Raw genomic sequence first — 21,629 nt, forward strand, 5'->3', positions numbered from 1 at the left:
TTATTTTTCCTTTCAGACCGCGGAGATCAGCCAGCAGTTGTGGATTTGACGGTTACGGGCAAAGTCCTGAGACAGCGTTTTTTGGCTGATTTCTTGTGCTTTCAGTCCCAGTTCGGCCAGGCCGTCGTGATCCATGCGAAATCCGCGCTTGTTATTCGAGAACATAATGGTGCCGCCTTTACGCAGCAGACGCTTCAGGTCGGTCATCAGGCGCAGGTGATCGCGTTGAACGTCAAAGCTATCCTCCATACGCTTGGAGTTAGAGAAGGTCGGCGGATCGATAAAGATCAGATCAAACTGCTCGTCGGTATCGCGCAGCCAGCCCAGCACGTCGGCCTGTAACAGGCGATGCTGACGACCGGTTAAGCCGTTAAGACGCAGGTTGCGCTCTGCCCACTCCAGATAAGTACGGGACATATCGACCGTGGTGGTACTACGCGCCCCACCAAGCCCTGCATGAACGCTGGCGCTGCCGGTATAGGAGAACAGGTTCAGGAAGTCTTTGCCCTTGCTCATCTGTCCCAGCATGCGGCGGGCGATGCGGTGATCGAGGAACAGACCGGTATCAAGGTAATCGGTCAGGTTAACCCACAGGCGCGCATTATATTCGCCCACTTCGATGAAGTCGCCCTTCTCGCCCATCTTCTGATACTGGTTTTTGCCTTTCTGACGCTCACGGGTTTTCAGCACCAGCTTGTTTGGCGAAATGCCGAGTACGGCGATGGTGGCCGCAATCACATCCAGCATACGCTGACGCGCTTTTTGCGCATCAATGGTTTTCGGCGGGGCGTATTCCTGAACCACCACCCAGTCTGCATAGCGGTCAACCGCCACGTTGTATTCCGGCAGGTCAGCGTCGTAAAGGCGATAACATTCGATGCCTTCCTGCTTCGCCCACTTCTCAAATTTCTTCAGGTTTTTGCGCAGACGGTTGGCATAATCTTCCGCCACGCCAGACGGTTTGCTGTCCGCTGCTATCTCTGCCAGATGGTAGTTTTTCTGCACGCAGTCCAGCGGGCCGTTTTTCGCCTTGAACTGGCGATCGGCACGTAATTGCAGGCAGCTCAGCAGCTCCGGCGAGGCGCTAAACAGGGAGAGGTTCCAGCCGCCGAAATGCGCTTTCATGTTGCGGCCCAGCAGGCTGTGTAGCGCAATCAGCGCTGGCTCGCTGCCAAGACGCTCACCATAAGGCGGGTTGCTGATCACCGTACCGTACGGGCCTTTTGGCAGCGGATTGGTCAGGTTCGCCACATCTTTGACGTCGAAGGTCACCAGCTCACCGATACCGGCTCGACGGGCGTTGCTGCGCGCGCGTTCAATCACCCGTGGGTCGTTGTCCGAACCGTAAAAGTGAGAGGTGTACTCCGCCAGCCCTTTACGGGCACGGGTCTGCGCGTCGTCTTTGACCTCTTTCCAGAGGGCTTCATCGTGCTGCGCCCAGCCTTTGAAGCCCCACTGTCCACGATGCAGCCCTGGCGCGCGGTCGGTGGCCAGCATCGCGGCTTCAATCAGCAGCGTACCGGAACCGCACATCGGATCGAGCAGCGGCGTACCTGGCTGCCATCCGGAGCGCATCACGATAGCGGCAGCCAGCGTTTCTTTGATCGGCGCCATCCCGGTGCGATCGCGATAGCCGCGCAGATGCAGGCCTGCGCCGCTCAGATCCAGGGAAATACTGGCAGTGTCGCCGTTCAGCCAGACGTTGATACGCAGATCCGGGTTTTCACGATCAACGTTCGGACGTTCTTTATTACGACGCGTGAAGCAGTCCACAATGGCGTCTTTGACGCGCAGGGCACCGTACTGGCTGTTGCGGATCTCATCGTTGACGCCGTTGAAATGCACCGCAAAGGTAGCGTCCGGGGTGAAGATCTCTGTCCAGTCGATCATCTGTACACCGGTGTAGAGATCAAGATCGCTGTAGACCTTGCACTCTTTCATCGGCAGCATGATGCGCGACGCCAGACGGCTCCACATCAGGCTCTGGTAAATAAGCCGCGTGTCGCCCTCAAAATGGACACCACCCTGAACCACCTGGCACTCTTTCGCGCCCAGGGTTTCCAGTTCAGTTTTTAACAGCTCTTCCAGCCCACGGGCCGTACTGGCAAACAGAGAATTCATATCGTCACTTTTACTCATAGAAAATTGTCGCGCATTATAGCTAATATGGCGTGTATGTCATAAAGTTGAAGGCTTATTTTATTTAGCGGGAGTGTGCAGTGGCGACGTTATCCAGGCTTTTTATTCATCCGGTGAAATCCATGCGCGGTATCGGCGTGACGCACGCGCTGGCCGATATGAGCGGATTCGCCTTCGATCGTATTTTTATGATCACCGAGCCTGACGGTACGTTCATCACCGCACGTCAGTTCCCGCAGATGGTTCGCTTTACGCCTTCCCCGCTTCATGACGGATTGCATTTGACCGCGCCAGACGGTTCAAGCGTCGTGATCCGCTTTGCTGATTTTGCGCCGGTTGAAGCGCCAACGGAAGTGTGGGGCAATCATTTTACCGCGCGTATCGCGCCGGATAACATTAACCAGTGGCTGAGCGGCTTTTTCTCACGTGACGTTCAGCTGCGCTGGGTTGGGCCTGCGCTGACTCGTCGCGTGAAACGCCACGACGCGGTTCCCCTCTCCTTTGCGGATGGTTTTCCCTTCCTGCTGACCAGCGAGGCCTCGCTACGTGATTTACAAACCCGTTGCAAAGCCAGCGTGCAGATGGAGCAGTTTCGCCCGAATCTGGTGGTGACCGGAGCGGATGCCTGGGATGAAGATACCTGGAAAGTGATCCGCATCGGCAGCGTTATCTTTGATGTCGTGAAGCCGTGCAGCCGCTGTATTTTTACCACCGTCAGCCCGGAGAAAGGCCAGAAACACCCTTCCGGCGAACCGCTGAAAACCTTGCAATCATTTCGTACCGCGCAGGATAACGGTGATGTCGACTTCGGCCAGAACCTGATCCCCCGCTCCAGCGGCGTAATCCGCGTGGGCGACGAGGTCGAAATTCTTACCCGCGGGCCTGCAAGAATGTACGGCGCAGGCCAGGAAGAAGAAATGGTTGACGTTGTCACCAACGTCGCTTCCGCGGTGGATATTCACTGGGAAGGCAAAGTTATTCGTGGTAACAATCAGCAGGTGCTACTGGAACAGCTGGAGCAGGCGGGTATCCGCGTACCTTATTCCTGTCGCGCGGGGATTTGCGGATGCTGTCGCATTAAACTGGTCGATGGTGAAGTGAGTGCCCTGAAGAAATCTGCGATTGGCAGTGACGGCACGATCCTGTGCTGTAGCTGTGTACCGAAAACATCCGTACAGCTGGAAGCTTAAACCGCCTGTTCGAGGCTGAAGGAATCGACGCGCAGCTGAGGCTTCAGCCTGTCATTCATCACTTTGATGGCATCACCTAACTGCATGACTCGCCCGGCAATGGTCACGCCGGGTTGGGCCAGCAAACAGAGCGCAGCGTTTTCACCGGGTTCAACCACCAGCAAATTCACCTCTTCTTCGGTATCGCTCAGATTGACGCTGGCCGCATCGCCGATAGCCGGGGTCCAACTCATACCGTGCGCGAGGAAATGCCAGCTTTTCGGCATTTGTGGTTTCAGGAAACGGATCGCCACCAGCGCATTTAGTACCAGTTCAGCGCGCTGTTCTTTGGAGAGATTGAAGTCGCGGCATTTTTCTTCAAAAGAGAAATAGAGTGCAGCGTCGTCAACGCAAAAGCCTGAGGGAGCAAACGCGTCTGGCGTTAACATTCGGCGCGCAAAACGAGAGCGAAACAACATGCCATTGGCTAAGTCGAGCATCATACGGTCATGCTCGTCACAAAAATACCAGCGCCAGTTATCGTCAGGTTTAATTCGCATGTTTCTCTCCCGTCCCCAAAACGTCCTGTACTAAAAATGTCCTGTTTGCCGCTTCGCTTATAACACTAGTAATAAAAGACTATAATGTCTAAATAAGCAACAATGACGGAATATAAAACAACCAGGGCTGGAAATAAAGCCCTGGTTGTCTGATTAAGAGAAAAGATTAGATATGCGTGACAATTTCTTTAATCAATGGCGGCCCTTTAAAAATAAAGCCGGAATAAATTTGCACCAGTGAAGCCCCTGCCGCCATCTTCTCACGTGCAGCGATGACGGAGTCAATGCCACCCACGCCAATAATCGGCAGCTGGCCTTTTAATTCCGCGGAGAGTGCGCGAATAATTTCGGTGCTTTTTAATTGTACCGGACGGCCACTTAATCCACCCGCTTCGTCACAGTTTTTCATTCCCTGGACGAGGGAGCGATCGAGCGTTGTATTGGTCGCAATCACACCATCAATATTATGGCGAACTAAACTGTCGGCAACCTGGATCAATTCTTCTGCCGAAAGATCCGGGGCGATCTTAACCGCGACCGGAACATATTTATGGTGGATCGCCTGTAGTGCCGTTTGTTTATTTTTAATGGCGCCAAGAAGATCGTCGAGCGCTTCGCCATATTGTAATGAACGCAGCCCTGGGGTGTTAGGCGAGGATATATTCACCGCGATATAACCGGCATAGGCATAGACTTTTTCCATACAAATCAGATAGTCATCTTTACCCTGCTCGACTGGCGTGTCTTTATTTTTGCCAATATTAATACCCAGCACACCATCAAAATGGGCTTTCTTAACGTTCTCAACCAGATGATCGACGCCAAGGTTATTAAAGCCCATGCGGTTGATCAGCCCCTCGGCTTCAACCAGGCGGAACAGACGTGGCTTGTCATTTCCCGGCTGCGGACGCGGCGTCACCGTCCCGATTTCGATCGAGCCAAAGCCCATCGCACCGAGTGCATCAATGCATTCGCCATTTTTGTCCAGACCGGCCGCAAGGCCCAGTGGATTTTTGAACGTCAGGCCCATGCATTGGACAGGTTTTTCCGGCACGTTTTGACGCACCAGCGCGGCCAGAGGTGTTCCTGTAATACGACGTAACTGCTGAAATGTAAATTCATGAGCGCGCTCAGGATCGAGCTGGAAAAGGGCTTTACGAACGAAGGGGTAGTACATGAACTCTCCTGGATTCCCGGTGTGCAAACCGGGAGGGGATTATGTGCGATCCTGCCCGGAAAGGGAATTGACCTGTGGCAAAAAAAGCCATGTAAAACGCAATCGTTTACTTATCGGTTCGCTTCTTATGCTTTTTTCTGCATTCATCCTGAGGATAAATCATTTAGTGGAATAACCACGCAATGTCACACTCCTGAAAATTGTTATGAATGTTAGATAAAAGCAAACAATTAGTTATAAGGAGCAACCATGCGCGTCATTACCCTGGCCGGAAGCCCCCGCTTCCCCTCTCGATCCAGCGCACTGCTGGAATACGCTCGCGAAAAGCTTAATGCTCTGGATGTCGAAGTGTGTCACTGGAATTTGCACAATTTCGCGCCTGAAGATCTGCTCTACGCACGTTTCGACAGCCCGGCGCTGAAAACCCTGATCGAACAACTTAAGCGTGCTGACGGGTTGGTCGTCGCGACACCAATTTATAAAGCCTCTTTTTCCGGTGCACTGAAAACGCTGCTCGATCTGCTGCCCGAACGCGCGCTGGACGGTAAGGTCGTCCTGCCGCTGGCCACAGGCGGTACGGTAGCCCATTTACTGGCGGTGGATTATGCCCTCAAGCCGGTTCTGAACGCGCTGAAAGCGCAGGAGATCCTGCATGGCGTCTTCGCTGACGACTCACAGGTAATCGACTACCAGCATAAACCGCATTTCACGCCGAATCTGCAAACCCGCCTCGACAGCGCGCTTGAAACCTTCTGGCACGCCCTTAATCGTCGGGATCGCCACGCGGCGGCATTTCATCAATCACAAGGAGTGGCGCATGTTTAAAACAGTTACCCGTATCGGGCTGGCAGGTCTGCTGGCAGTGGCATCGCTGGCTCAGGCGGCGGAGAAAACGCCGGAGAGCCTGCGTATCGGTTATCAGAAAGGCAGCGTCAGCATGGTGCTGGCGAAAAGCCATGCGCTGCTGGAGAAACGTTTCCCGCAGACCAAATTCTCATGGGTCGAGTTCCCTGCCGGACCGCAGATGCTGGAGGCGCTGAACGTCGGGAGTATTGATTTAGGCAGCACCGGCGATATCCCGCCGATCTTTGCCCAGGCGGCCGGGGCGGATCTGGTTTACGTTGGCGTTGAACCCGCCAAGCCGAAGGCAGAGGTTATTTTGGTGCCGGAAAACAGCGAGATCAAAAGCGTCGCCGATCTCAAAGGCCATAAGGTTGCTTTCCAGAAAGGTTCCAGCTCGCACAACCTGCTGCTGCGCGCGTTGCAGGAGGCCGGCCTTAAATTCACCGATATCCAGCCCGTTTACCTGACGCCTGCCGATGCGCGCGCGGCGTTTCAGCAAAAAAATGTTGATGCCTGGGCTATCTGGGATCCGTACTACTCCGCCGCACTGTTGCAAGGCGGTGTGCGGGTGCTGAAAGACGGCACCACCCTGAAACAAACCGGTTCGTTCTACCTGGCGGCACGTCCTTACGCTGAAAAAAATGGCGCATTTATTCAGCAGGTGCTGGATACCTTCTCTCAGGCCGATGCGCTGACCCAAAGCCAGCGTCAGCAGAGCATCACGCTACTGGCAAAAACCATGGGCCTGCCTGAACCGGTGATCGCCACCTATCTTGACCACCGTCCTCCCACCACCATAGCGCCGGTTGACGCCCACGTTGCCGCCCTCCAGCAGCAAACGGCAGACCTCTTTTATCAAAACCGCCTGGTTCCAAAGCAGGTGAATATTCGCGAACGCATCTGGCAACCCGCTGGCATTGAAGGAAAAAAATCATGAGTCTGAATCTTTTCTGGTTTTTACCCACCCACGGTGATGGACACTATCTTGGCACAGAAGAAGGCGCCCGCCCGGTCGATCACGGCTATCTACAGCAGATCGCCCAGGCGGCAGACCGCATCGGTTTTACCGGGGTGCTGATCCCGACGGGCCGTTCATGTGAGGACGCGTGGCTGGTTGCCGCGTCGATGATCCCCGTCACCCAGCGCCTGAAATTCCTGGTAGCCTTGCGCCCAAGCGTGGTGTCGCCCACCGTCGCGGCACGCCAGGCGGCAACGCTGGACAGGCTCTCCAACGGCCGCGCGCTGTTCAACCTGGTGACGGGCAGCGATCCGCAGGAGCTGGCGGGCGATGGCGTTTTTCTCGATCATACCGAGCGCTATGAAGCCTCCGCAGAGTTCACCCGCGTCTGGCGACGTCTGCTGGAAGGGGAAACCGTCACCTTCGAAGGAAAACATATTCACGTTCGCGATGCGCAACTCTACTTCCCGCCGGTACAACAGCCGCGCCCTCCCCTTTATTTCGGCGGATCGTCGGACGTGGCGCAGGAGCTGGCGGCTGAGCAGGTCGATCTCTATCTGACCTGGGGCGAGCCACCGGAGCTGGTTAAAGAGAAAATTGCTCAGGTACGCGCCAAAGCCGCAGAACATGGCCGTACGGTGCGCTTCGGCATTCGCCTGCACGTGATCGTACGCGAAACCAACGACGAGGCCTGGCAAGCTGCCGACCGTCTGATCGCTCATCTGGACGACGACACTATCGCCAAAGCACAGGCGGCGTTTGCCAAAACCGACTCAGTGGGCCAACACCGAATGGCCTCCCTGCACAACGGCAAGCGTGAAAATCTTGAGATCAGCCCGAACCTGTGGGCCGGGGTGGGTCTGGTGCGTGGCGGCGCCGGTACGGCGCTGGTCGGCGACGGTCCAACCGTAGCGGCACGCATTAATGAATACGCGGCGCTGGGGATCGACAGCTTTATCCTGTCTGGCTACCCGCATCTGGAGGAGGCCTACAAGGTGGGAGAACTGCTCTTCCCGCACCTGGATGTCGCTATCCCGGAAATTCCGCAGCCACGTCAGCTTCAGTTGCAGGGCGAAGCCGTGGCGAATGCGTTTATCCCGAGAAAAGTCGCGCAAAGTTAAGGAGCCACCATGTCTGAAACCGCACAAAAATGGCTGCTGCGCGCCGCGCCGTGGTTTCTGCCCGTCGGCATTGTCCTCGTCTGGCAACTGGCGTCTTCAACTGGCTGGCTGTCGAGCCGTATTTTGCCCTCTCCGGAGGGCGTTGTGGAAGCGTTCTGGTCGCTAAGCGCCAGCGGTGAGCTGTGGCAACATCTTGCCATCAGCTCCTGGCGCGCGGTAATCGGCTTTTCGATTGGCGGGAGCATCGGCCTGACGCTGGGGCTGATCAGCGGCCTGTCCCGCTGGGGTGAGCGGCTGCTGGATACCTCCGTTCAAATGCTGCGTAACGTGCCGCATCTGGCGCTTATTCCGCTGGTTATCCTGTGGTTCGGCATTGATGAGAGCGCCAAAATTTTCCTCGTGGCGCTGGGAACATTATTCCCGATTTATATCAATACCTGGCATGGGATCCGCAATATCGATCGCGGTCTGGTTGAGATGGCCCGCAGCTATGGCCTGTCAGGTTTTGCCCTGTTTACCCATGTGATCCTGCCGGGCGCCCTGCCCTCCATTATGGTTGGGGTACGTTTTGCGCTCGGCCTGATGTGGCTAACCCTGATCGTGGCGGAAACCATTTCGGCCAACTCCGGCATTGGTTATCTGGCGATGAACGCCCGCGAGTTCCTGCAAACGGACGTGGTGGTGGTTGCCATTATCCTTTATGCCCTGCTCGGCAAACTTGCGGACGTCAGCGCCCAGTGGCTGGAACGTAGCTGGCTGCGCTGGAACCCGGCCTACACCGCTCAGGAGGCGAAAGCATGAATACTGCACGACTGAACCAGGGAACACCGTTACTGCTGAACGGCGTGACCAAACGCTACGGCGACAACACCATTCTGAATGCACTGGATCTGCATATTCCTGCCGGACAGTTTGTGGCCGTTGTTGGCCGCAGCGGTGGCGGCAAGAGTACCCTGCTGCGTCTTTTAGCCGGGCTGGAGGCGCCAAACAGCGGTGACATTCTGGCAGGCACCACGCCGCTGTCCACGATTCAGGATGATACGCGCATGATGTTTCAGGACGCGCGTCTGCTGCCGTGGAAAACGGTGATGGATAACGTCGGGCTGGGCCTGAAGGGTAGCTGGCGGGAGGATGCCCGGCAGGCACTCGCCGCGGTAGGGCTGGAGAATCGCGCGGGAGAGTGGCCTGCGGCCCTGTCGGGTGGACAAAAGCAGCGCGTAGCGCTGGCACGCGCGCTGATTCATCGTCCCGGCCTGCTGCTGCTTGATGAACCGCTCGGCGCGCTTGATGCCCTGACGCGGATCGAGATGCAGGATCTGATTGAAACCCTCTGGCAGACGCACGGCTTTACGGTGCTGCTGGTGACGCATGACGTAAGCGAAGCTGTGGCAATGGCAGACAGGGTGCTGTTAATAGAAGAGGGTAAAATTGGTCTGGATCTGACGGTGGATATTCCACGTCCTCGCCGGGTGGGATCGGCCAGACTGGCGGAGCTGGAGGCGGAAGTGCTGGATAGAGTGATGAAACGTGGAGAAGCGGAGATTCAGCGGATAAAGGCTAATGCCTGATGCCCTCACCCCGGCCCTCTTCAACAGGGAGCACGGCGCAAGGGCAAATCGTAGGCCCGGTAAGCGAAGCGCCACCGGGCTTTTTTACATCAGGCCAGCGCCTTTGTAATCTTCTCGTACAGATCGCCAGACAAATTTTCCAGCCCTTTCAGCTGCTCAAGTGCGGCACGCATTTTCGCCTGACGCTGCGCATCGTAGCGTTTCAGGCGGATCAGCGGCTCAATCAGACGAGACGCCACCTGCGGGTTACGGCTGTTCAGCTCGGTCAGCATTTCAACCATGAACTGATAACCGCTGCCGTCTTCAGCATGGAACGCGGCCGGGTTGCTGCTGGCAAACGCGCCAATCAGGGAGCGGACGCGGTTCGGGTTGCTCATGGTGAACGAACGGTGCTTCAGCAGGCTGCGTACGTTGCTGAGTACATCGGCTGCCGGGCTGGTGGCCTGAAGAATGAACCACTTGTCCATTACCAGACCATCCTGATGCCACCTGTCGTCGTACTCCTGCATAAGCGCATCGCGGCACGGCAGCTCGGCGGCAACGCTTGCAGCCAGCGCGGCCAGCGCATCCGTCATGTTATCGGCTTCGTGGTACTGCTTGCTGACCAGCGTGTTCGCCAGCTCTGCCTCACCAAATGCCAGATAGCGCAGGCAGGTATTGCGCAGGGAACGTTTACCGATATCCGCATGTTCCACCCGATACGCGTCCAGCTTGTTGGCGTTGTAAATTGCGAGGAACTCATCTGCCAGTTCGGTCGCCAGCGTGCGGGTCAGCGCTTCACGCACGGCGACGATCGCAATGGGGTCGATGATGTCAAACAGCTCGGCGATTTCAGTCGCAGACGGCAGCGTTAAAATTTCAGCCGCCAGCGCCGGGTCAATATTCTCATCCAGCAGGATGGCACGGAACGCGTCTGCCACATGAACCGGCAGCGTCAGCGGCTGGCCCTGCTGGTAACGGTTGACGTTCAGCTTGATGTAGGTCGCCAGCAGGCTTTGTGCCGCATCCCAGCGCGAGAAATCGTTGCGCGCGTGACGCATCAGGAACGTCAGCTGCTGATCGCTCCACTTGTATTCGAGTTTCACCGGCGCGGAGAACTCGCACAGCAGGGCAGGAACAGGCTGGAAATAGACGTTATCAAAGATAAAGGTCTGCTCTGCCTGGGTCACGTTCAGCACGTTATGCACCGGGTGACCGCCCTTCTGTAACGGGATCACGTTGCCTTCGTTGTCGTACAGCTCAACGCTGAACGGAATGTGCAGCGGATGTTTCTCTTCCTGCTCCGCCGTTGGCGGTGTGCGCTGGCTGATGGTCAGCGTGTACTGCTCAGTTTCCGGGTTGTAGTCGTCTTTGACCGTCACAATCGGCGTACCGGCCTGGCTGTACCAGCGGCGGAAATGAGACAGATCCACGTTAGAGGCGTCTTCCATCGCCTGGACGAAATCGTCGCAGGTGGCCGCACTGCCGTCATGACGCTCGAAGTAAAGCTGCATCCCTTTCTGGAAATTCGCTTCGCCCAGCAGGGTGTGGATCATGCGGATAATTTCAGCGCCTTTTTCGTACACCGTCAGGGTGTAGAAGTTATTCATCTCAATGACTTTATCCGGGCGGATCGGATGGGCCATTGGGCTGGCATCTTCTGCAAATTGCAGACCACGCATGGTGCGCACGTTGTTGATGCGGTTTACCGCCCGCGATCCCAGATCGGAGCTGAACTCCTGATCGCGGAAGACGGTTAAGCCCTCTTTCAGGCTCAGCTGGAACCAGTCGCGGCAGGTGACGCGGTTCCCGGTCCAGTTATGGAAATATTCGTGGCCGATAACGCGTTCGATATCGAGGTAATCTTTATCCGTTGCGGTATCGGTACGCGCCAGCACGTATTTGGAGTTGAAGATGTTAAGACCTTTATTCTCCATCGCGCCCATATTGAAGAAATCGACAGCAACGATCATATAGATGTCGAGGTCATATTCGAGGCCAAAGCGCGTTTCATCCCACTTCATGGAGTTGATGAGGGAGGTCATTGCCCACGGGGCGCGGTCAAGGTTGCCACGGTCCACGAACAGCTCCAGCGCGACTTCACGGCCAGAGCGCGTTTTAAAGGTGTCGCGCAGAACATCGAAATCGCCCGCCACCAGCGCAAACAGGTAGCAGGGTTTCGGGAACGGATCCTGCCACTGTACCCAGTGACGGCCATTCTCCAGTTCCCCTTCACCAATCCGGTTGCCGTTGGAAAGCAGGTACGGGTACAGCGTTTTGTCGGCAATAATTTTGGTGGTAAAGCGCGCCAGGACGTCCGGGCGATCCAGATACCAGGTAATGTGGCGGAACCCTTCGGCTTCACATTGGGTGCACAGGGCTACGCCTGACTGGTAAAGCCCTTCCAGCGCGGTATTGGCGGCAGGGCTGATTTCATTCACGATGCGCAGGGTAAAGCGTTCCGGCAGGTTGTCGATGACCAGCTGGTTGCCTTCTTCTTTATAGTCTGACCAGGCTTCATCATTAATATGCAGGGAAACCAGCGTCAGGTCTTCACCATCCAGACGCAGCGGCACGGCTGTCGCGCTCTGGCGCGTCACCTGGCTTACCGCCGTGACGACGGTTTTTGTGGCATCCAGGTCGAAGGTCAGATCGATATCGCTTATCAGGTAATCCGGCGCACGGTAGTCGTGGCGGTATTTAGCTTGTGGCTGTTGTGTCATAGAAAACCTTATGCATCGTTTGTCGAGTAACGATTCAATATATTCCGGTTGTGTAAAACGCGCTATGCAGAATGTTCATCTTTTCAGGCACAACGCCGTTTTTGCTACATTTTTATAACACGGGGCACGAAATGCGCTCGACCATAAAGTGTGCTTATGTTGTGATCGGGGTTCAATAAATCACTAAACAGGGTATACTCCGGAGTTGTTTATTGTACTAAACGCTCCCGTGAGAGGATGCTACAGCGCACCTATGACTCAATTCGCTTCTCCGGTTCTGCATACGTTGCTGGATACCGACGCGTACAAGCTGCATATGCAGCAAGCCGTGTTTCACCACTATCATGATGTTCATGTTGCGGCGGAATTTCGCTGCCGGGGTGACGACTTGCTGGGTATCTACGCAGATTCCATTCGTGAACAGGTCGATGCCATGCAGCATCTGGCGCTCACCGATGACGAATATCAGTGGCTTTCAGGCCTGCCTTTCTTTAAAGCGGACTATCTGAACTGGCTGCGTGAGTTCCGCTATAAGCCGGAACAGGTCACCGTCACCAATGATAACGGCAAGCTGGACATTCGTCTGACCGGCCCGTGGCGCGAAGTGATCATGTGGGAAGTGCCGCTTCTGGCCGTGATCAGCGAGCTGGCCCACCGCTATCGCTCCCCTGAAACCGGTGTAACGCAGGCGGTTGCTGCTCTGGAGAATAAACTCGTTGAGTTTTCCAGACTGACAGAAGGGCTGGATATGTCCCGCTTCCGTCTGATGGACTTTGGCACGCGCCGCCGCTTCTCTCGCGAGGTTCAGGAAGCCATTGTCAGACGTCTGCAACAGGAGCCGTGGTTCGTTGGCACCAGTAACTACGATCTGGCGCGTCGCCTTGATTTAACGCCGATGGGTACCCAGGCGCACGAATGGTTCCAGGCGCACCAGCAGATCAGCCCTGACCTTGCCAACAGCCAGCGCGCCGCCCTCGCCGCGTGGCTTGAGGAATACCCGGATCGGCTGGGTATTGCCCTTACCGACTGCATTACCATGGACGCGTTCCTGCGCGACTTTGGCCCTGAGTTTGCCGAACGCTACCAGGGTTTGCGCCATGATTCCGGGGACCCGGTTGAATGGGGTGAGAAAGCCATCGCCCATTACGAAAAACTGGGTATCGATCCCATGAGTAAGGTGCTGGTCTTCTCCGATAACCTTGACCTGGCGAAAGCCGTCGACCTTTATCGCCACTTCTCATCGCGGGTGAACCTGAGTTTCGGAATTGGTACGCGCTTAACCTGTGATATCCCCCAGGTGAAACCGCTGAACATCGTCATAAAGCTAGTGGAATGTAACGGTAAGCCGGTCGCGAAGCTCTCCGACAGCCCGGGCAAAACCATCTGCCATGACAAAGCGTTTGTCCGCGCATTACGTAAAGCCTTCGATCTGCCTCAGGTTAAAAAAGCCAGTTAACGGCTTCGGGGGAGCCTTCATGGCTCCCCTTCTCTTATTAATTTCTTATTTCTTCTCTTAAGACGGTGAAATTTACTTGTCTGATAGCGGATGGCAGGTAACATAGATATCCCCCCTATAAGGGCGGACAAGTGTTTATTTTTTCCGACTATTAACAGAGAGAATATTATGAGCGTTGTGCCTGTAGCCGACGTACTCCAGGGCCGTGTCGCCGTTGACCAGGAGGTCACCGTGCGCGGATGGGTGCGTACTCGCCGAGATTCTAAAGCTGGCATCTCCTTCCTCGCCGTCTATGACGGTTCCTGCTTTGATCCTGTACAGGCCGTCATTAATAATTCTCTGCCCAATTACAATGATGACGTTCTGCACCTGACAACCGGCTGTTCCGTGATCGTCACCGGTGTTGTGGTGGCCTCTCCGGGCCAGGGTCAGAGCTACGAAATTCAGGCGAAATCGGTGGAAGTGACCGGCTGGGTTGAAGATCCGGACACCTATCCGATGGCTGCAAAGCGTCACAGCATCGAATATCTGCGTGAAGTTGCGCACCTGCGTCCGCGCACCAACCTGATTGGTGCAGTGGCGCGCGTGCGTCATACGCTGGCGCAGGCGCTGCATCGCTTCTTTGACGAGCAGGGTTACTTCTGGGTGTCTACTCCGCTGATCACGGCATCCGATACCGAAGGCGCAGGTGAAATGTTCCGCGTTTCAACGCTGGATATGGAAAACCTGCCACGTACGCCGGAAGGAAAAGTCGATTACGACAAAGACTTCTTTGGTAAAGAAGCCTTCCTGACGGTTTCCGGCCAGCTCAACGGCGAAACCTACGCCTGTGCGCTGTCTAAGATCTACACCTTCGGCCCAACCTTCCGTGCGGAAAACTCTAACACCAGCCGTCACCTGGCGGAATTCTGGATGCTGGAGCCGGAAGTCGCCTTTGCCGATCTGAATGACGTGGCAGGCCTGGCAGAAGCGATGCTGAAATACGTGTTCAAAGCCGTTCTCGAAGAACGCGCAGACGACATGAAATTCTTCGCTGAGCGTGTCGATAACGACGCCATCGCCCGTCTTGAGCGCTTCGTCTCCGCAGACTTCGCGCAGGTGGATTACACCGACGCGGTCGCTATCCTGGAAAAATGCGGTGAGAAATTCGAAAACCCGGTTTACTGGGGCGTGGATCTCTCCTCCGAGCATGAACGTTATCTGGCAGAGAAGCACTTCAAAGCACCGGTTGTGGTGAAAAACTATCCGAAAGACATTAAGGCGTTCTATATGCGCCTTAACGAAGATGGTAAAACCGTTGCCGCGATGGATGTTCTGGCGCCGGGCATCGGTGAGATCATCGGTGGCTCCCAGCGTGAAGAGCGCCTGGATGTGCTGGACGCGCGTATGCAGGAGATGGGCCTGAACCCGGCGGACTACAGCTGGTATCGCGATCTCCGTCGCTACGGCACCGTTCCGCACTCTGGCTTTGGCCTGGGCTTCGAACGTCTGATTGCTTACGTAACAGGTGTTCAGAACGTACGTGATGTGATTCCGTTCCCACGCACACCGCGTAACGCAAGTTTCTAACCGACCAAATCATTAATGGCCAGCAAATGCTGGCCATTATTTTATCCTGCAATGTCAGTTTTCGTCAGTCAAAAGTAAGCGTCTATAAACCACAACCCCGCAATTCCCTCTACCTGTTACGTTTTGTTTCCACGAAATATCCTTAGACAAAAAAATAACCCTATTCTTATTGCGCTTAATACAATCCTTACGCAATAGCACAAAAAACAACCACTTTCACAGCCATCTGGATGGCTTTTGTCGATTATAAGAAAAAATGAGCCGTTTAACTTCTGTTTATACGAAAGACCTTTAGCTAAATTAAACATAAGGAAATCATATATATAAGAATAAAGCGGAGGTTTAATTCACCAGAACGCGCTGAAATTTGAGGTGCTTCACAAAGTTCCCAAAAATACATATTTAGTTACACATATTTTCTTTTGGTAACTGAATCTTGAAGATTGTAGCACTTTCAGTGTAGCGAAACGGTTCTATGAATGGAAAGATGCCTGTCAGACACATAAAGACACCTAACTCTCATCAATAGTTCCGGAAATATTTATTGACAGAATTTATTGACGGCAGTGGCGAGTGTCATAAAAAAACCAATGAGGGTAATAAATAATGATGAAGCGCAATATCCTGGCAGTGGTAGTCCCTGCCCTGCTGGTAGCCGGTGCAGCAAACGCTGCTGAAATCTATAACAAAGACGGCAACAAATTAGATCTTTACGGGAAAGCAGTTGGCCTGCATTACTTCTCTGATTACGCGGGCAACGATGGCGACAACACTTACGCGCGTCTGGGCTTCAAAGGTGAAACTCAGATCAACGATCAGCTGACTGGCTACGGTCAGTGGGAATACAACTTCCAGGGTAACAACTCTGAAGGCGGCGATGCGCAGAACGGCAACAAAACCCGTCTGGCATTCGCAGGTCTGAAATTTGGTGACGCAGGCTCCTTCGACTACGGTCGTAACTACGGTCTGGTCTATGACGCAATCGGCATCACCGATATGCTGCCTGAGTTCGGCGGCGACACCGGCGCGAGCGATAACTTCTTCGCAGGCCGTACGGGTGGTCTGGCGACTTACCGTAACAGCAACTTCTTCGGCCTGGTTGACGGTCTGAACTTTGGTGTTCAGTACCTGGGTAAAAATGAACGTGATGACGCGGTACGTTCCAACGGCGACGGCTGGGCGACCTCTCTGAGCTATGACTACGAAGGCTTCGGCATTGTCGGTGCTTATGGCGCCGCTGACCGTACCAACAACCAGCAGACGCTGGAATGGGGTAAAGGCGACAAAGCTGAACAGTGGGCAACCGGCCTGAAATACGACGCGAACAACATCTACCTGGCAGCCATTTATGGCGAAATGCGTAACGCAGCGCGCCTGGGCAGCCGTGGTTTCGCTAACAAGTCTCAGGACTTCTCTGTTGTCGCTCAGTACCAGTTCGATTTCGGCCTGCGTCCATCCATCGCTTACTACAAATCTAAAGCGAAAGACGTAGAAGGTATCGGTGACGAAGACTACATCAACTACGTTGATATCGGTGCGACCTACTACTTCAACAAAAACATGTCTACCTATGTTGACTATCAGATCAACCAGCTGAAAGACGACAACAAGCTGGGCATCAACAACGACGACATTGTGGCTCTGGGTCTGGTTTACCAGTTCTAATCAGCACACCTCGTTGCTATATGCTTAATGAACAGGGCTTCGGCCCTGTTTTTTTATTCCCGAGAGAAAATAATAGCGACTTTTGAAAAGCCGCACGCTTTTCGTCGCAAACGGTTGGCATTTTGTAAATCTACCGTTAACCTGATAGCGGATTTCACTTCTGTAATCACAATGGAACTTCGTCATGTTTGAGAACATTACTGCCGCTCCTGCCGACCCAATTCTGGGCCTGGCCGATCTGTTTCGTGCCGACGACCGCCCTGGCAAAATCAACCTGGGTATTGGTGTATATAAAGATGAAACCGGCAAAACTCCGGTACTGACCAGCGTCAAAAAAGCTGAGCAGTATCTGCTGGAAAACGAAACCACCAAAAACTACCTCGGTATTGATGGTATCCCTGAATTTGGTCGCTGCACCCAGGAGCTGCTGTTCGGCAAAGGCAGCACCATTGTGAGCGAAAAACGCGCCCGCACGGCGCAGACCCCAGGCGGTACCGGCGCACTGCGCGTGGCGGCAGATTTCCTGGCGAAAAACACCTCTGTGAAGCGTGTCTGGGTAAGCAATCCAAGCTGGCCGAACCACAAGAGCGTGTTTAATTCTGCGGGTCTGGAAGTCCGTGAATACGCCTACTATGACGCGGCAAACCACGCGCTGGACTTCGATGGTTTGCTGGCCAGCCTGAGCGAAGCCCAGGCGGGCGATGTGGTGCTGTTCCATGGCTGCTGCCATAACCCAACTGGTATCGATCCTACGCTTGAACAGTGGGAACAGCTGGCTAAGCTGTCCGTTGAAAAAGGCTGGCTGCCGCTGTTCGACTTCGCTTACCAGGGCTTTGCCCGTGGTCTGGAAGAAGATGCTGAAGGTCTGCGCGCATTCGCCGCCGTCCATCAGGAGCTGATTGTCGCAAGCTCCTATTCCAAGAACTTTGGTCTGTATAACGAGCGTGTCGGCGCCTGTACGCTGGTGGCCGCTGACGATCAAACTGTCGATCGCGCATTCAGCCAGATGAAGTCCGTGATCCGCGCTAACTACTCCAACCCACCGGCACACGGTGCGTCTGTAGTTGCGACGATCCTGAGCAACGATGCGCTGCGCGCAATCTGGGAACAAGAGCTGAACGATATGCGTCAGCGCATTCAACGCATGCGTCTGCTGTTTGTGAACACGCTGGCTGAGAAAGGCGCCGACCGTGACTTCAGCTTCATCATCAAGCAGAACGGCATGTTCTCCTTCAGCGGCCTGACCAAAGAGCAGGTGCTGCGCCTGCGTGAAGAGTTTGGCGTCTATGCCGTTGCCTCTGGCCGCGTGAACGTTGCAGGTATGACGCCTGACAACATGGCGCCACTGTGCGAAGCCATTGTCGCGGTGCTGTAACCTGCACCCATAAAAAAAGCCTGCATCGCGCAGGCTTTTTTATTGAAAGGGTTTACCAGACAGGCATTTCATCCTGAAGGAACGGGTTATGCAACCGCTCATCGCCCAGCGTTGACATTGGTCCGTGTCCAGGGATAAACGTCACATCATCACCTAACGGTAATAACTTCTGCTTAATCGACTGAATCAGCTGACCGTGATCGCCGCGTGGGAAATCGCTGCGTCCTACGCCCCCTTTGAAAATCACGTCACCGGAAATCAGCAGACGCGACGCGTCATCAAAGAAGACAATATGGCCAGGCGTATGCCCGGGGCAATGCAACACCTGTAAAGTTACATTCCCTACGTTAACGCGATCGCCTTCGTTCAGCCAGCGGTCCGGTGTCAGTGGCTGACAGTCATCCAGACCAAACATGCGGCTTTGGGCAGGCAGCCCCTGAAGCCAGAACTCATCTTCTTTTTCCGGGCCGATAATCGGCACACCGTAGTGTTCAGCCAGTTCAGCCGCTGCACCCACATGGTCAAGATGGCCATGGGTCAGTAAAATCTGCATCAGCGTTACACCGCTGGCAGCGACTTCCTGCTTGATTGTCTCAGCGTCGCCACCGGGATCAACAAGCGCGGCCAGTTTAGTTTGTTCACACCAGATCAATGAACAGTTCTGTGAGAACGCGGTAACCGGAATAATACGATAGTTCATACTGCTCCTGTGTTTCGTTATTACCAGTGCCGAACCGGCCCGGTATCAATATGCACAAAGTTGCTACGTGGGTAGTATCCTACACCACCTGCGCGCATAGATAACGCCGCTTTGCGAATATTGGCTAACGAAACGCCTTCAATATGGAAATCCATCGCCTGCCCTTTGGTGTGATAGCTTTTTTTCGCTACCCCACGGCTGTGGGCGCGCAGTTCATTGTTGGTATCCAGAGAGCGATAGCCAGAAATGAGTTGCACCGGCCTTTTGGTCCCCAGCAGTCCCTGCAAGCGGTAAAGCTGATCGAATAATCCAGGGTCGATGGCTTTGATTTTGTTCGCGCGGAAATCACGGAAAAAATGGTTAAGTCGTGCTAATTCATCCTGAATATAGCCTCTGCCATCGAAAAATTCCGCTTTAAGCGTCTCACCAGTATGCAGATTGTTGAGCGTTAAAATACGCGGACGAGGTGTCGAGAGGGTGGCAAATGCTGGCGTCGGAAGGATGGCTGCTGCGCCCAGCGCAACGCCACCTAACGCCAGCAATTTGCGGCGATTAGCGTCAAATTTGTCCATGATAATCAGGTCTACAGGTAAAAGAAATTGTCAATATGCTTAGCGCACGAAGGGCACCATAACTGGCAAAGCCTGCTACGTCAAGGCGCCCAACCCCAGTGAATACGCGGCTTGCAACCAGATCGCCTCATATTCACCATAACTTACGACAATCATTTTTACCGAACTACTTCATTTACCTGATTAATTGTTCCGCTTTTGGCAAGATTTGTGCGCCGGATCGCGCTGTCAGATCATAATTGTAAATATCTGTACGATACTGGGTACGTCCGTCCGCGCCCACAAACGCCGTCAGATAGTAAAGATTGACCGGAATATTGTGGCGGATATTGACGTAACGCGTATCCCCCTGCTTCAGGGCATCTGATATCCGCGTATCGTTCCAGCCTGCATCCTGCAACAGCATATTCGCCAGTTCGGAGGCCTTATTCACGCGAACGCAGCCAGAACTAAGCGCGCGTGCGTCTTTCTGGAACAGATTATGGTTCGGGGTATCATGCAGATAGATTGCGTCCGAACTTGGCATATTGAATTTGTAACGTCCGAGCGAGTTATGCGCACCCGGTGCCTGCTGGAAACGGAACGGCAGGTTCGAAGGCGTAATCGTTGACCAGTCGACCATCCAGGGGTCAATCGCTTCTTTGCTGTTCCAGCCACGCATCACCGTATAGTTATGTCGCTCCAGATAGCCCGGGTCATTCCAGACCTTAGGCAGGATATCTTTGCGCGCCAGCGTCGGCGGCACGTTCCACGGCGGGTTAACCACCACGTTATTCAGCGCGCTGCTCATCATCGGCGTTTTGCGGTCAGGTCGACCCACAATCACGCGGGACGCCAGCACTTCGCTACCGTCCTGAAAGTAGACCAGAGAGTACGCCGGAATGTTGACCATAATGCCGGTGGATAACGTGCCCGGCAGCAAGCGCAAGCGCTGGATATTCAACGCCAGCACCCCTGCCCGCTGGGCCGGAGAGACGTTCAGCCAGTCGCGAGTCGATGGACCAATCACGCCGTCGGCGCCCAGCCCCTGCGCGGCCTGGAACTGCTTCACTGCAGCGACCAGCTCGCGATCGTAAGCGGCGGGCTTATTGCTCAGCGCAACGGCGGTTTTCTCTTTTACCGGCGCCGACGGGCTGACGACTGCGTTTTGCGTATCGTCGCCGGGCAGCGCAATTTTAGGGCCGCTGTCAAGCATGCCAGACCGTTTCATAATTTCGCGAATCGCAGGCACATCGCTGCTCCATTGTCCCGGACGCAGCGTTGCTGTTCCACGCAACTGAGGCCACGGGCGGGAATCCGCGACCAGCTCAAGAAGCGACTGATGCATCGTGGCATACTGCGGGTGGGCGGGCGCAAGGCTTGCGATAAAGCGCGGCAGTTCACCGTTGTCCAGCGACAGCTGCCACTGATTAATGACGGACAGCGCGGGCGTCGCCAGCTTGTACGGTTTACTGCTGTATAACCAGCGGTTGCCGTTCACCGAAATCCCCGCCACAAACTGCAAGTAGCCCATCATGGCATCAGACAGCACCACATCACGCGCCTGTCCGGTAACGGCAGGGTCGGTCAGGAGTTCAACCCAGGTCGTGAACTGTGGCTGAAAACCTGCAATCGCCACTTCAGCCAGCTGCTGCTGGAAGGCTCGTACCGCATCGCGATTTTCCCACATCGGTTTCATATCGCGCGCAGCGTAAAGCAGCGTGAGCTGGTTAATATAAGCGGGAGTATAGCCCGAGGGCAGCCCGGTCATAAGCTGCTGGCGTAATGATTCAGTATCGATGCCTTCCGGCAGCGGTTTAATGCCGGCCATGATGGCCGTCGCCGGAGACTGATCCAGCGGTTGTGACAGCGACGTCGGCTGCGCGCCCATCGTCGCGGAGCTGTCAGTCGGTACAATTTCAGGCTCATCGGCCTGAGCGGTAAACAGTGGAGCAAACATCACTGTCAGGCACAAACTCAGCGCAGACAGCTGACGACCACGATCTTTCTTAAGCAACATCCCTTGCCCCCTGTTTTTCACGACATGCCCAGTATTATGGAGCTTTCCTTCAGTAT

17 protein-coding genes are annotated in these 21,629 nt (G+C 54.8%); 10 read left to right on the top strand and 7 right to left on the bottom strand.

All coding sequences use genetic code 11. The annotated features are described in order from the left end of the window. Positions 1 to 12: 12 nt before the first annotated feature. Complete coding sequence (rlmKL, locus tag ACOTXC_RS12180; RefSeq protein WP_032671569.1) at positions 13 to 2,121, bottom strand: bifunctional 23S rRNA (guanine(2069)-N(7))-methyltransferase RlmK/23S rRNA (guanine(2445)-N(2))-methyltransferase RlmL; 2,109 nt, start codon at positions 2,119 to 2,121, stop codon at positions 13 to 15. 98 nt (positions 2,122 to 2,219) lie between these two features. Between rlmKL and ACOTXC_RS12185 the strand changes: the two genes are divergently transcribed. Continuing rightward, complete coding sequence (locus ACOTXC_RS12185; RefSeq protein WP_421767710.1) at positions 2,220 to 3,329, top strand: YcbX family protein; 1,110 nt, start codon at positions 2,220 to 2,222, stop codon at positions 3,327 to 3,329. On the opposite strand, the gene zapC is transcribed toward ACOTXC_RS12185, so the two are convergent. Then, positions 3,326 to 3,868: a cell division protein ZapC gene (gene zapC / locus ACOTXC_RS12190; protein ID WP_023299740.1), complete on the bottom strand. Its 543-nt coding sequence runs from the start codon at positions 3,866 to 3,868 to the stop codon at positions 3,326 to 3,328. The genes ACOTXC_RS12185 and zapC overlap by 4 nt on opposite strands. A gap of 166 nt (positions 3,869 to 4,034) precedes the next feature. Next, complete coding sequence (pyrD, locus tag ACOTXC_RS12195; protein ID WP_023299739.1) at positions 4,035 to 5,045, bottom strand: quinone-dependent dihydroorotate dehydrogenase; 1,011 nt, start codon at positions 5,043 to 5,045, stop codon at positions 4,035 to 4,037. 249 nt (positions 5,046 to 5,294) lie between these two features. Here pyrD and ssuE point away from each other — a divergent pair, with 249 nt between their 5' ends. The 5 genes from ssuE to ssuB are packed head-to-tail and all read left to right on the top strand — an operon-like array spanning position 5,295 to position 9,535. After that, positions 5,295 to 5,870: an NADPH-dependent FMN reductase gene (ssuE, locus tag ACOTXC_RS12200; RefSeq protein ID WP_022647647.1), complete on the top strand. Its 576-nt coding sequence runs from the start codon at positions 5,295 to 5,297 to the stop codon at positions 5,868 to 5,870. Next, positions 5,863 to 6,825 (top strand): sulfonate ABC transporter substrate-binding protein, encoded by a 963-nt coding sequence (locus tag ACOTXC_RS12205; protein ID WP_022647646.1) that lies wholly within the window; start codon positions 5,863 to 5,865, stop codon positions 6,823 to 6,825. Before ssuE ends, ACOTXC_RS12205 begins: the two co-directional genes overlap by 8 nt. Next, positions 6,822 to 7,967, top strand: a complete 1,146-nt coding sequence (ssuD, locus tag ACOTXC_RS12210; protein WP_017384817.1) for an FMNH2-dependent alkanesulfonate monooxygenase — start codon at positions 6,822 to 6,824, stop codon at positions 7,965 to 7,967. Before ACOTXC_RS12205 ends, ssuD begins: the two co-directional genes overlap by 4 nt. A 9-nt stretch (positions 7,968 to 7,976) precedes the next feature. Beyond that, positions 7,977 to 8,768, top strand: coding sequence for an aliphatic sulfonate ABC transporter permease SsuC (gene ssuC / locus ACOTXC_RS12215; protein ID WP_022647645.1), 792 nt, complete (start codon positions 7,977 to 7,979; stop codon positions 8,766 to 8,768). Then, the gene (ssuB, locus tag ACOTXC_RS12220) at positions 8,765 to 9,535 is read left to right on the top strand and encodes an aliphatic sulfonates ABC transporter ATP-binding protein (RefSeq protein WP_022647644.1); all 771 of its coding nucleotides are present in this window, start codon (positions 8,765 to 8,767) and stop codon (positions 9,533 to 9,535) included. Before ssuC ends, ssuB begins: the two co-directional genes overlap by 4 nt. Before the next feature lie 89 nt (positions 9,536 to 9,624). Here ssuB and pepN read toward each other — a convergent pair whose 3' ends face one another. Further along, positions 9,625 to 12,237, bottom strand: a complete 2,613-nt coding sequence (gene pepN / locus ACOTXC_RS12225; protein WP_022647643.1) for an aminopeptidase N — start codon at positions 12,235 to 12,237, stop codon at positions 9,625 to 9,627. 253 nt (positions 12,238 to 12,490) lie between these two features. On the opposite strand from pepN, the gene pncB reads away from it, so the two are divergent. The 4 genes from pncB (at position 12,491) to ACOTXC_RS12245 (ending at position 18,302) form a co-directional block, all read left to right on the top strand. Next, positions 12,491 to 13,693, top strand: coding sequence for a nicotinate phosphoribosyltransferase (pncB, locus tag ACOTXC_RS12230; protein ID WP_023299736.1), 1,203 nt, complete (start codon positions 12,491 to 12,493; stop codon positions 13,691 to 13,693). Positions 13,694 to 13,861: 168 nt separating this feature from the next. Beyond that, positions 13,862 to 15,262 (top strand): asparagine--tRNA ligase, encoded by a 1,401-nt coding sequence (gene asnS, locus ACOTXC_RS12235; RefSeq protein WP_063163386.1) that lies wholly within the window; start codon positions 13,862 to 13,864, stop codon positions 15,260 to 15,262. Positions 15,263 to 15,868: 606 nt separating this feature from the next. Further along, positions 15,869 to 16,927, top strand: a complete 1,059-nt coding sequence (gene ompF, locus ACOTXC_RS12240; protein ID WP_023299735.1) for a porin OmpF — start codon at positions 15,869 to 15,871, stop codon at positions 16,925 to 16,927. Between the two features lie 184 nt (positions 16,928 to 17,111). Continuing rightward, a complete protein-coding gene (locus ACOTXC_RS12245) occupies positions 17,112 to 18,302 on the top strand; it encodes an amino acid aminotransferase (RefSeq protein WP_023299734.1) in 1,191 nt (396 codons plus the stop codon). A 52-nt stretch (positions 18,303 to 18,354) separates the two neighbouring features. Here ACOTXC_RS12245 and ACOTXC_RS12250 read toward each other — a convergent pair whose 3' ends face one another. The 3 genes from ACOTXC_RS12250 to ldtD form a co-directional block, all read right to left on the bottom strand. Continuing rightward, the gene (locus tag ACOTXC_RS12250; protein ID WP_022647638.1) at positions 18,355 to 19,002 is read right to left on the bottom strand and encodes an MBL fold metallo-hydrolase; all 648 of its coding nucleotides are present in this window, start codon (positions 19,000 to 19,002) and stop codon (positions 18,355 to 18,357) included. Positions 19,003 to 19,022: 20 nt separating this feature from the next. Next, positions 19,023 to 19,574: a YcbK family protein gene (locus ACOTXC_RS12255; protein WP_003858202.1), complete on the bottom strand. Its 552-nt coding sequence runs from the start codon at positions 19,572 to 19,574 to the stop codon at positions 19,023 to 19,025. Between the two features lie 175 nt (positions 19,575 to 19,749). After that, positions 19,750 to 21,573, bottom strand: a complete 1,824-nt coding sequence (gene ldtD, locus ACOTXC_RS12260) for a L,D-transpeptidase (protein WP_421767711.1) — start codon at positions 21,571 to 21,573, stop codon at positions 19,750 to 19,752. Positions 21,574 to 21,629 lie beyond the last annotated feature (56 nt).

The sequence above is a fragment of the Enterobacter cloacae complex sp. IR5428 genome, from assembly GCF_049238585.1.
Taxonomy (GTDB): Bacteria; Pseudomonadota; Gammaproteobacteria; order Enterobacterales; family Enterobacteriaceae; genus Enterobacter; species Enterobacter intestinihominis.

Bases quoted from the DNA above. Each gene is read 5' to 3' on its own strand.
- rlmKL (WP_032671569.1), bottom strand. From the start codon at position 2,121: ATGAATTCTCTGTTTGCCAGTACGGCCCGTGGGCTGGAAGAGCTGTTA.
- zapC (WP_023299740.1), bottom strand. From the start codon at position 3,868: ATGCGAATTAAACCTGACGATAACTGGCGCTGGTATTTTTGTGACGAG.
- pyrD (WP_023299739.1), bottom strand. From the start codon at position 5,045: ATGTACTACCCCTTCGTTCGTAAAGCCCTTTTCCAGCTCGATCCTGAG.
- ssuE (WP_022647647.1), top strand. From the start codon at position 5,295: ATGCGCGTCATTACCCTGGCCGGAAGCCCCCGCTTCCCCTCTCGATCC.
- ACOTXC_RS12205 (WP_022647646.1), top strand. From the start codon at position 5,863: ATGTTTAAAACAGTTACCCGTATCGGGCTGGCAGGTCTGCTGGCAGTG.
- ssuD (WP_017384817.1), top strand. From the start codon at position 6,822: ATGAGTCTGAATCTTTTCTGGTTTTTACCCACCCACGGTGATGGACAC.
- ssuC (WP_022647645.1), top strand. From the start codon at position 7,977: ATGTCTGAAACCGCACAAAAATGGCTGCTGCGCGCCGCGCCGTGGTTT.
- ssuB (WP_022647644.1), top strand. From the start codon at position 8,765: ATGAATACTGCACGACTGAACCAGGGAACACCGTTACTGCTGAACGGC.
- pepN (WP_022647643.1), bottom strand. From the start codon at position 12,237: ATGACACAACAGCCACAAGCTAAATACCGCCACGACTACCGTGCGCCG.
- pncB (WP_023299736.1), top strand. From the start codon at position 12,491: ATGACTCAATTCGCTTCTCCGGTTCTGCATACGTTGCTGGATACCGAC.
- asnS (WP_063163386.1), top strand. From the start codon at position 13,862: ATGAGCGTTGTGCCTGTAGCCGACGTACTCCAGGGCCGTGTCGCCGTT.
- ompF (WP_023299735.1), top strand. From the start codon at position 15,869: ATGATGAAGCGCAATATCCTGGCAGTGGTAGTCCCTGCCCTGCTGGTA.
- ACOTXC_RS12245 (WP_023299734.1), top strand. From the start codon at position 17,112: ATGTTTGAGAACATTACTGCCGCTCCTGCCGACCCAATTCTGGGCCTG.
- ACOTXC_RS12250 (WP_022647638.1), bottom strand. From the start codon at position 19,002: ATGAACTATCGTATTATTCCGGTTACCGCGTTCTCACAGAACTGTTCA.
- ACOTXC_RS12255 (WP_003858202.1), bottom strand. From the start codon at position 19,574: ATGGACAAATTTGACGCTAATCGCCGCAAATTGCTGGCGTTAGGTGGC.
- ldtD (WP_421767711.1), bottom strand. From the start codon at position 21,573: ATGTTGCTTAAGAAAGATCGTGGTCGTCAGCTGTCTGCGCTGAGTTTG.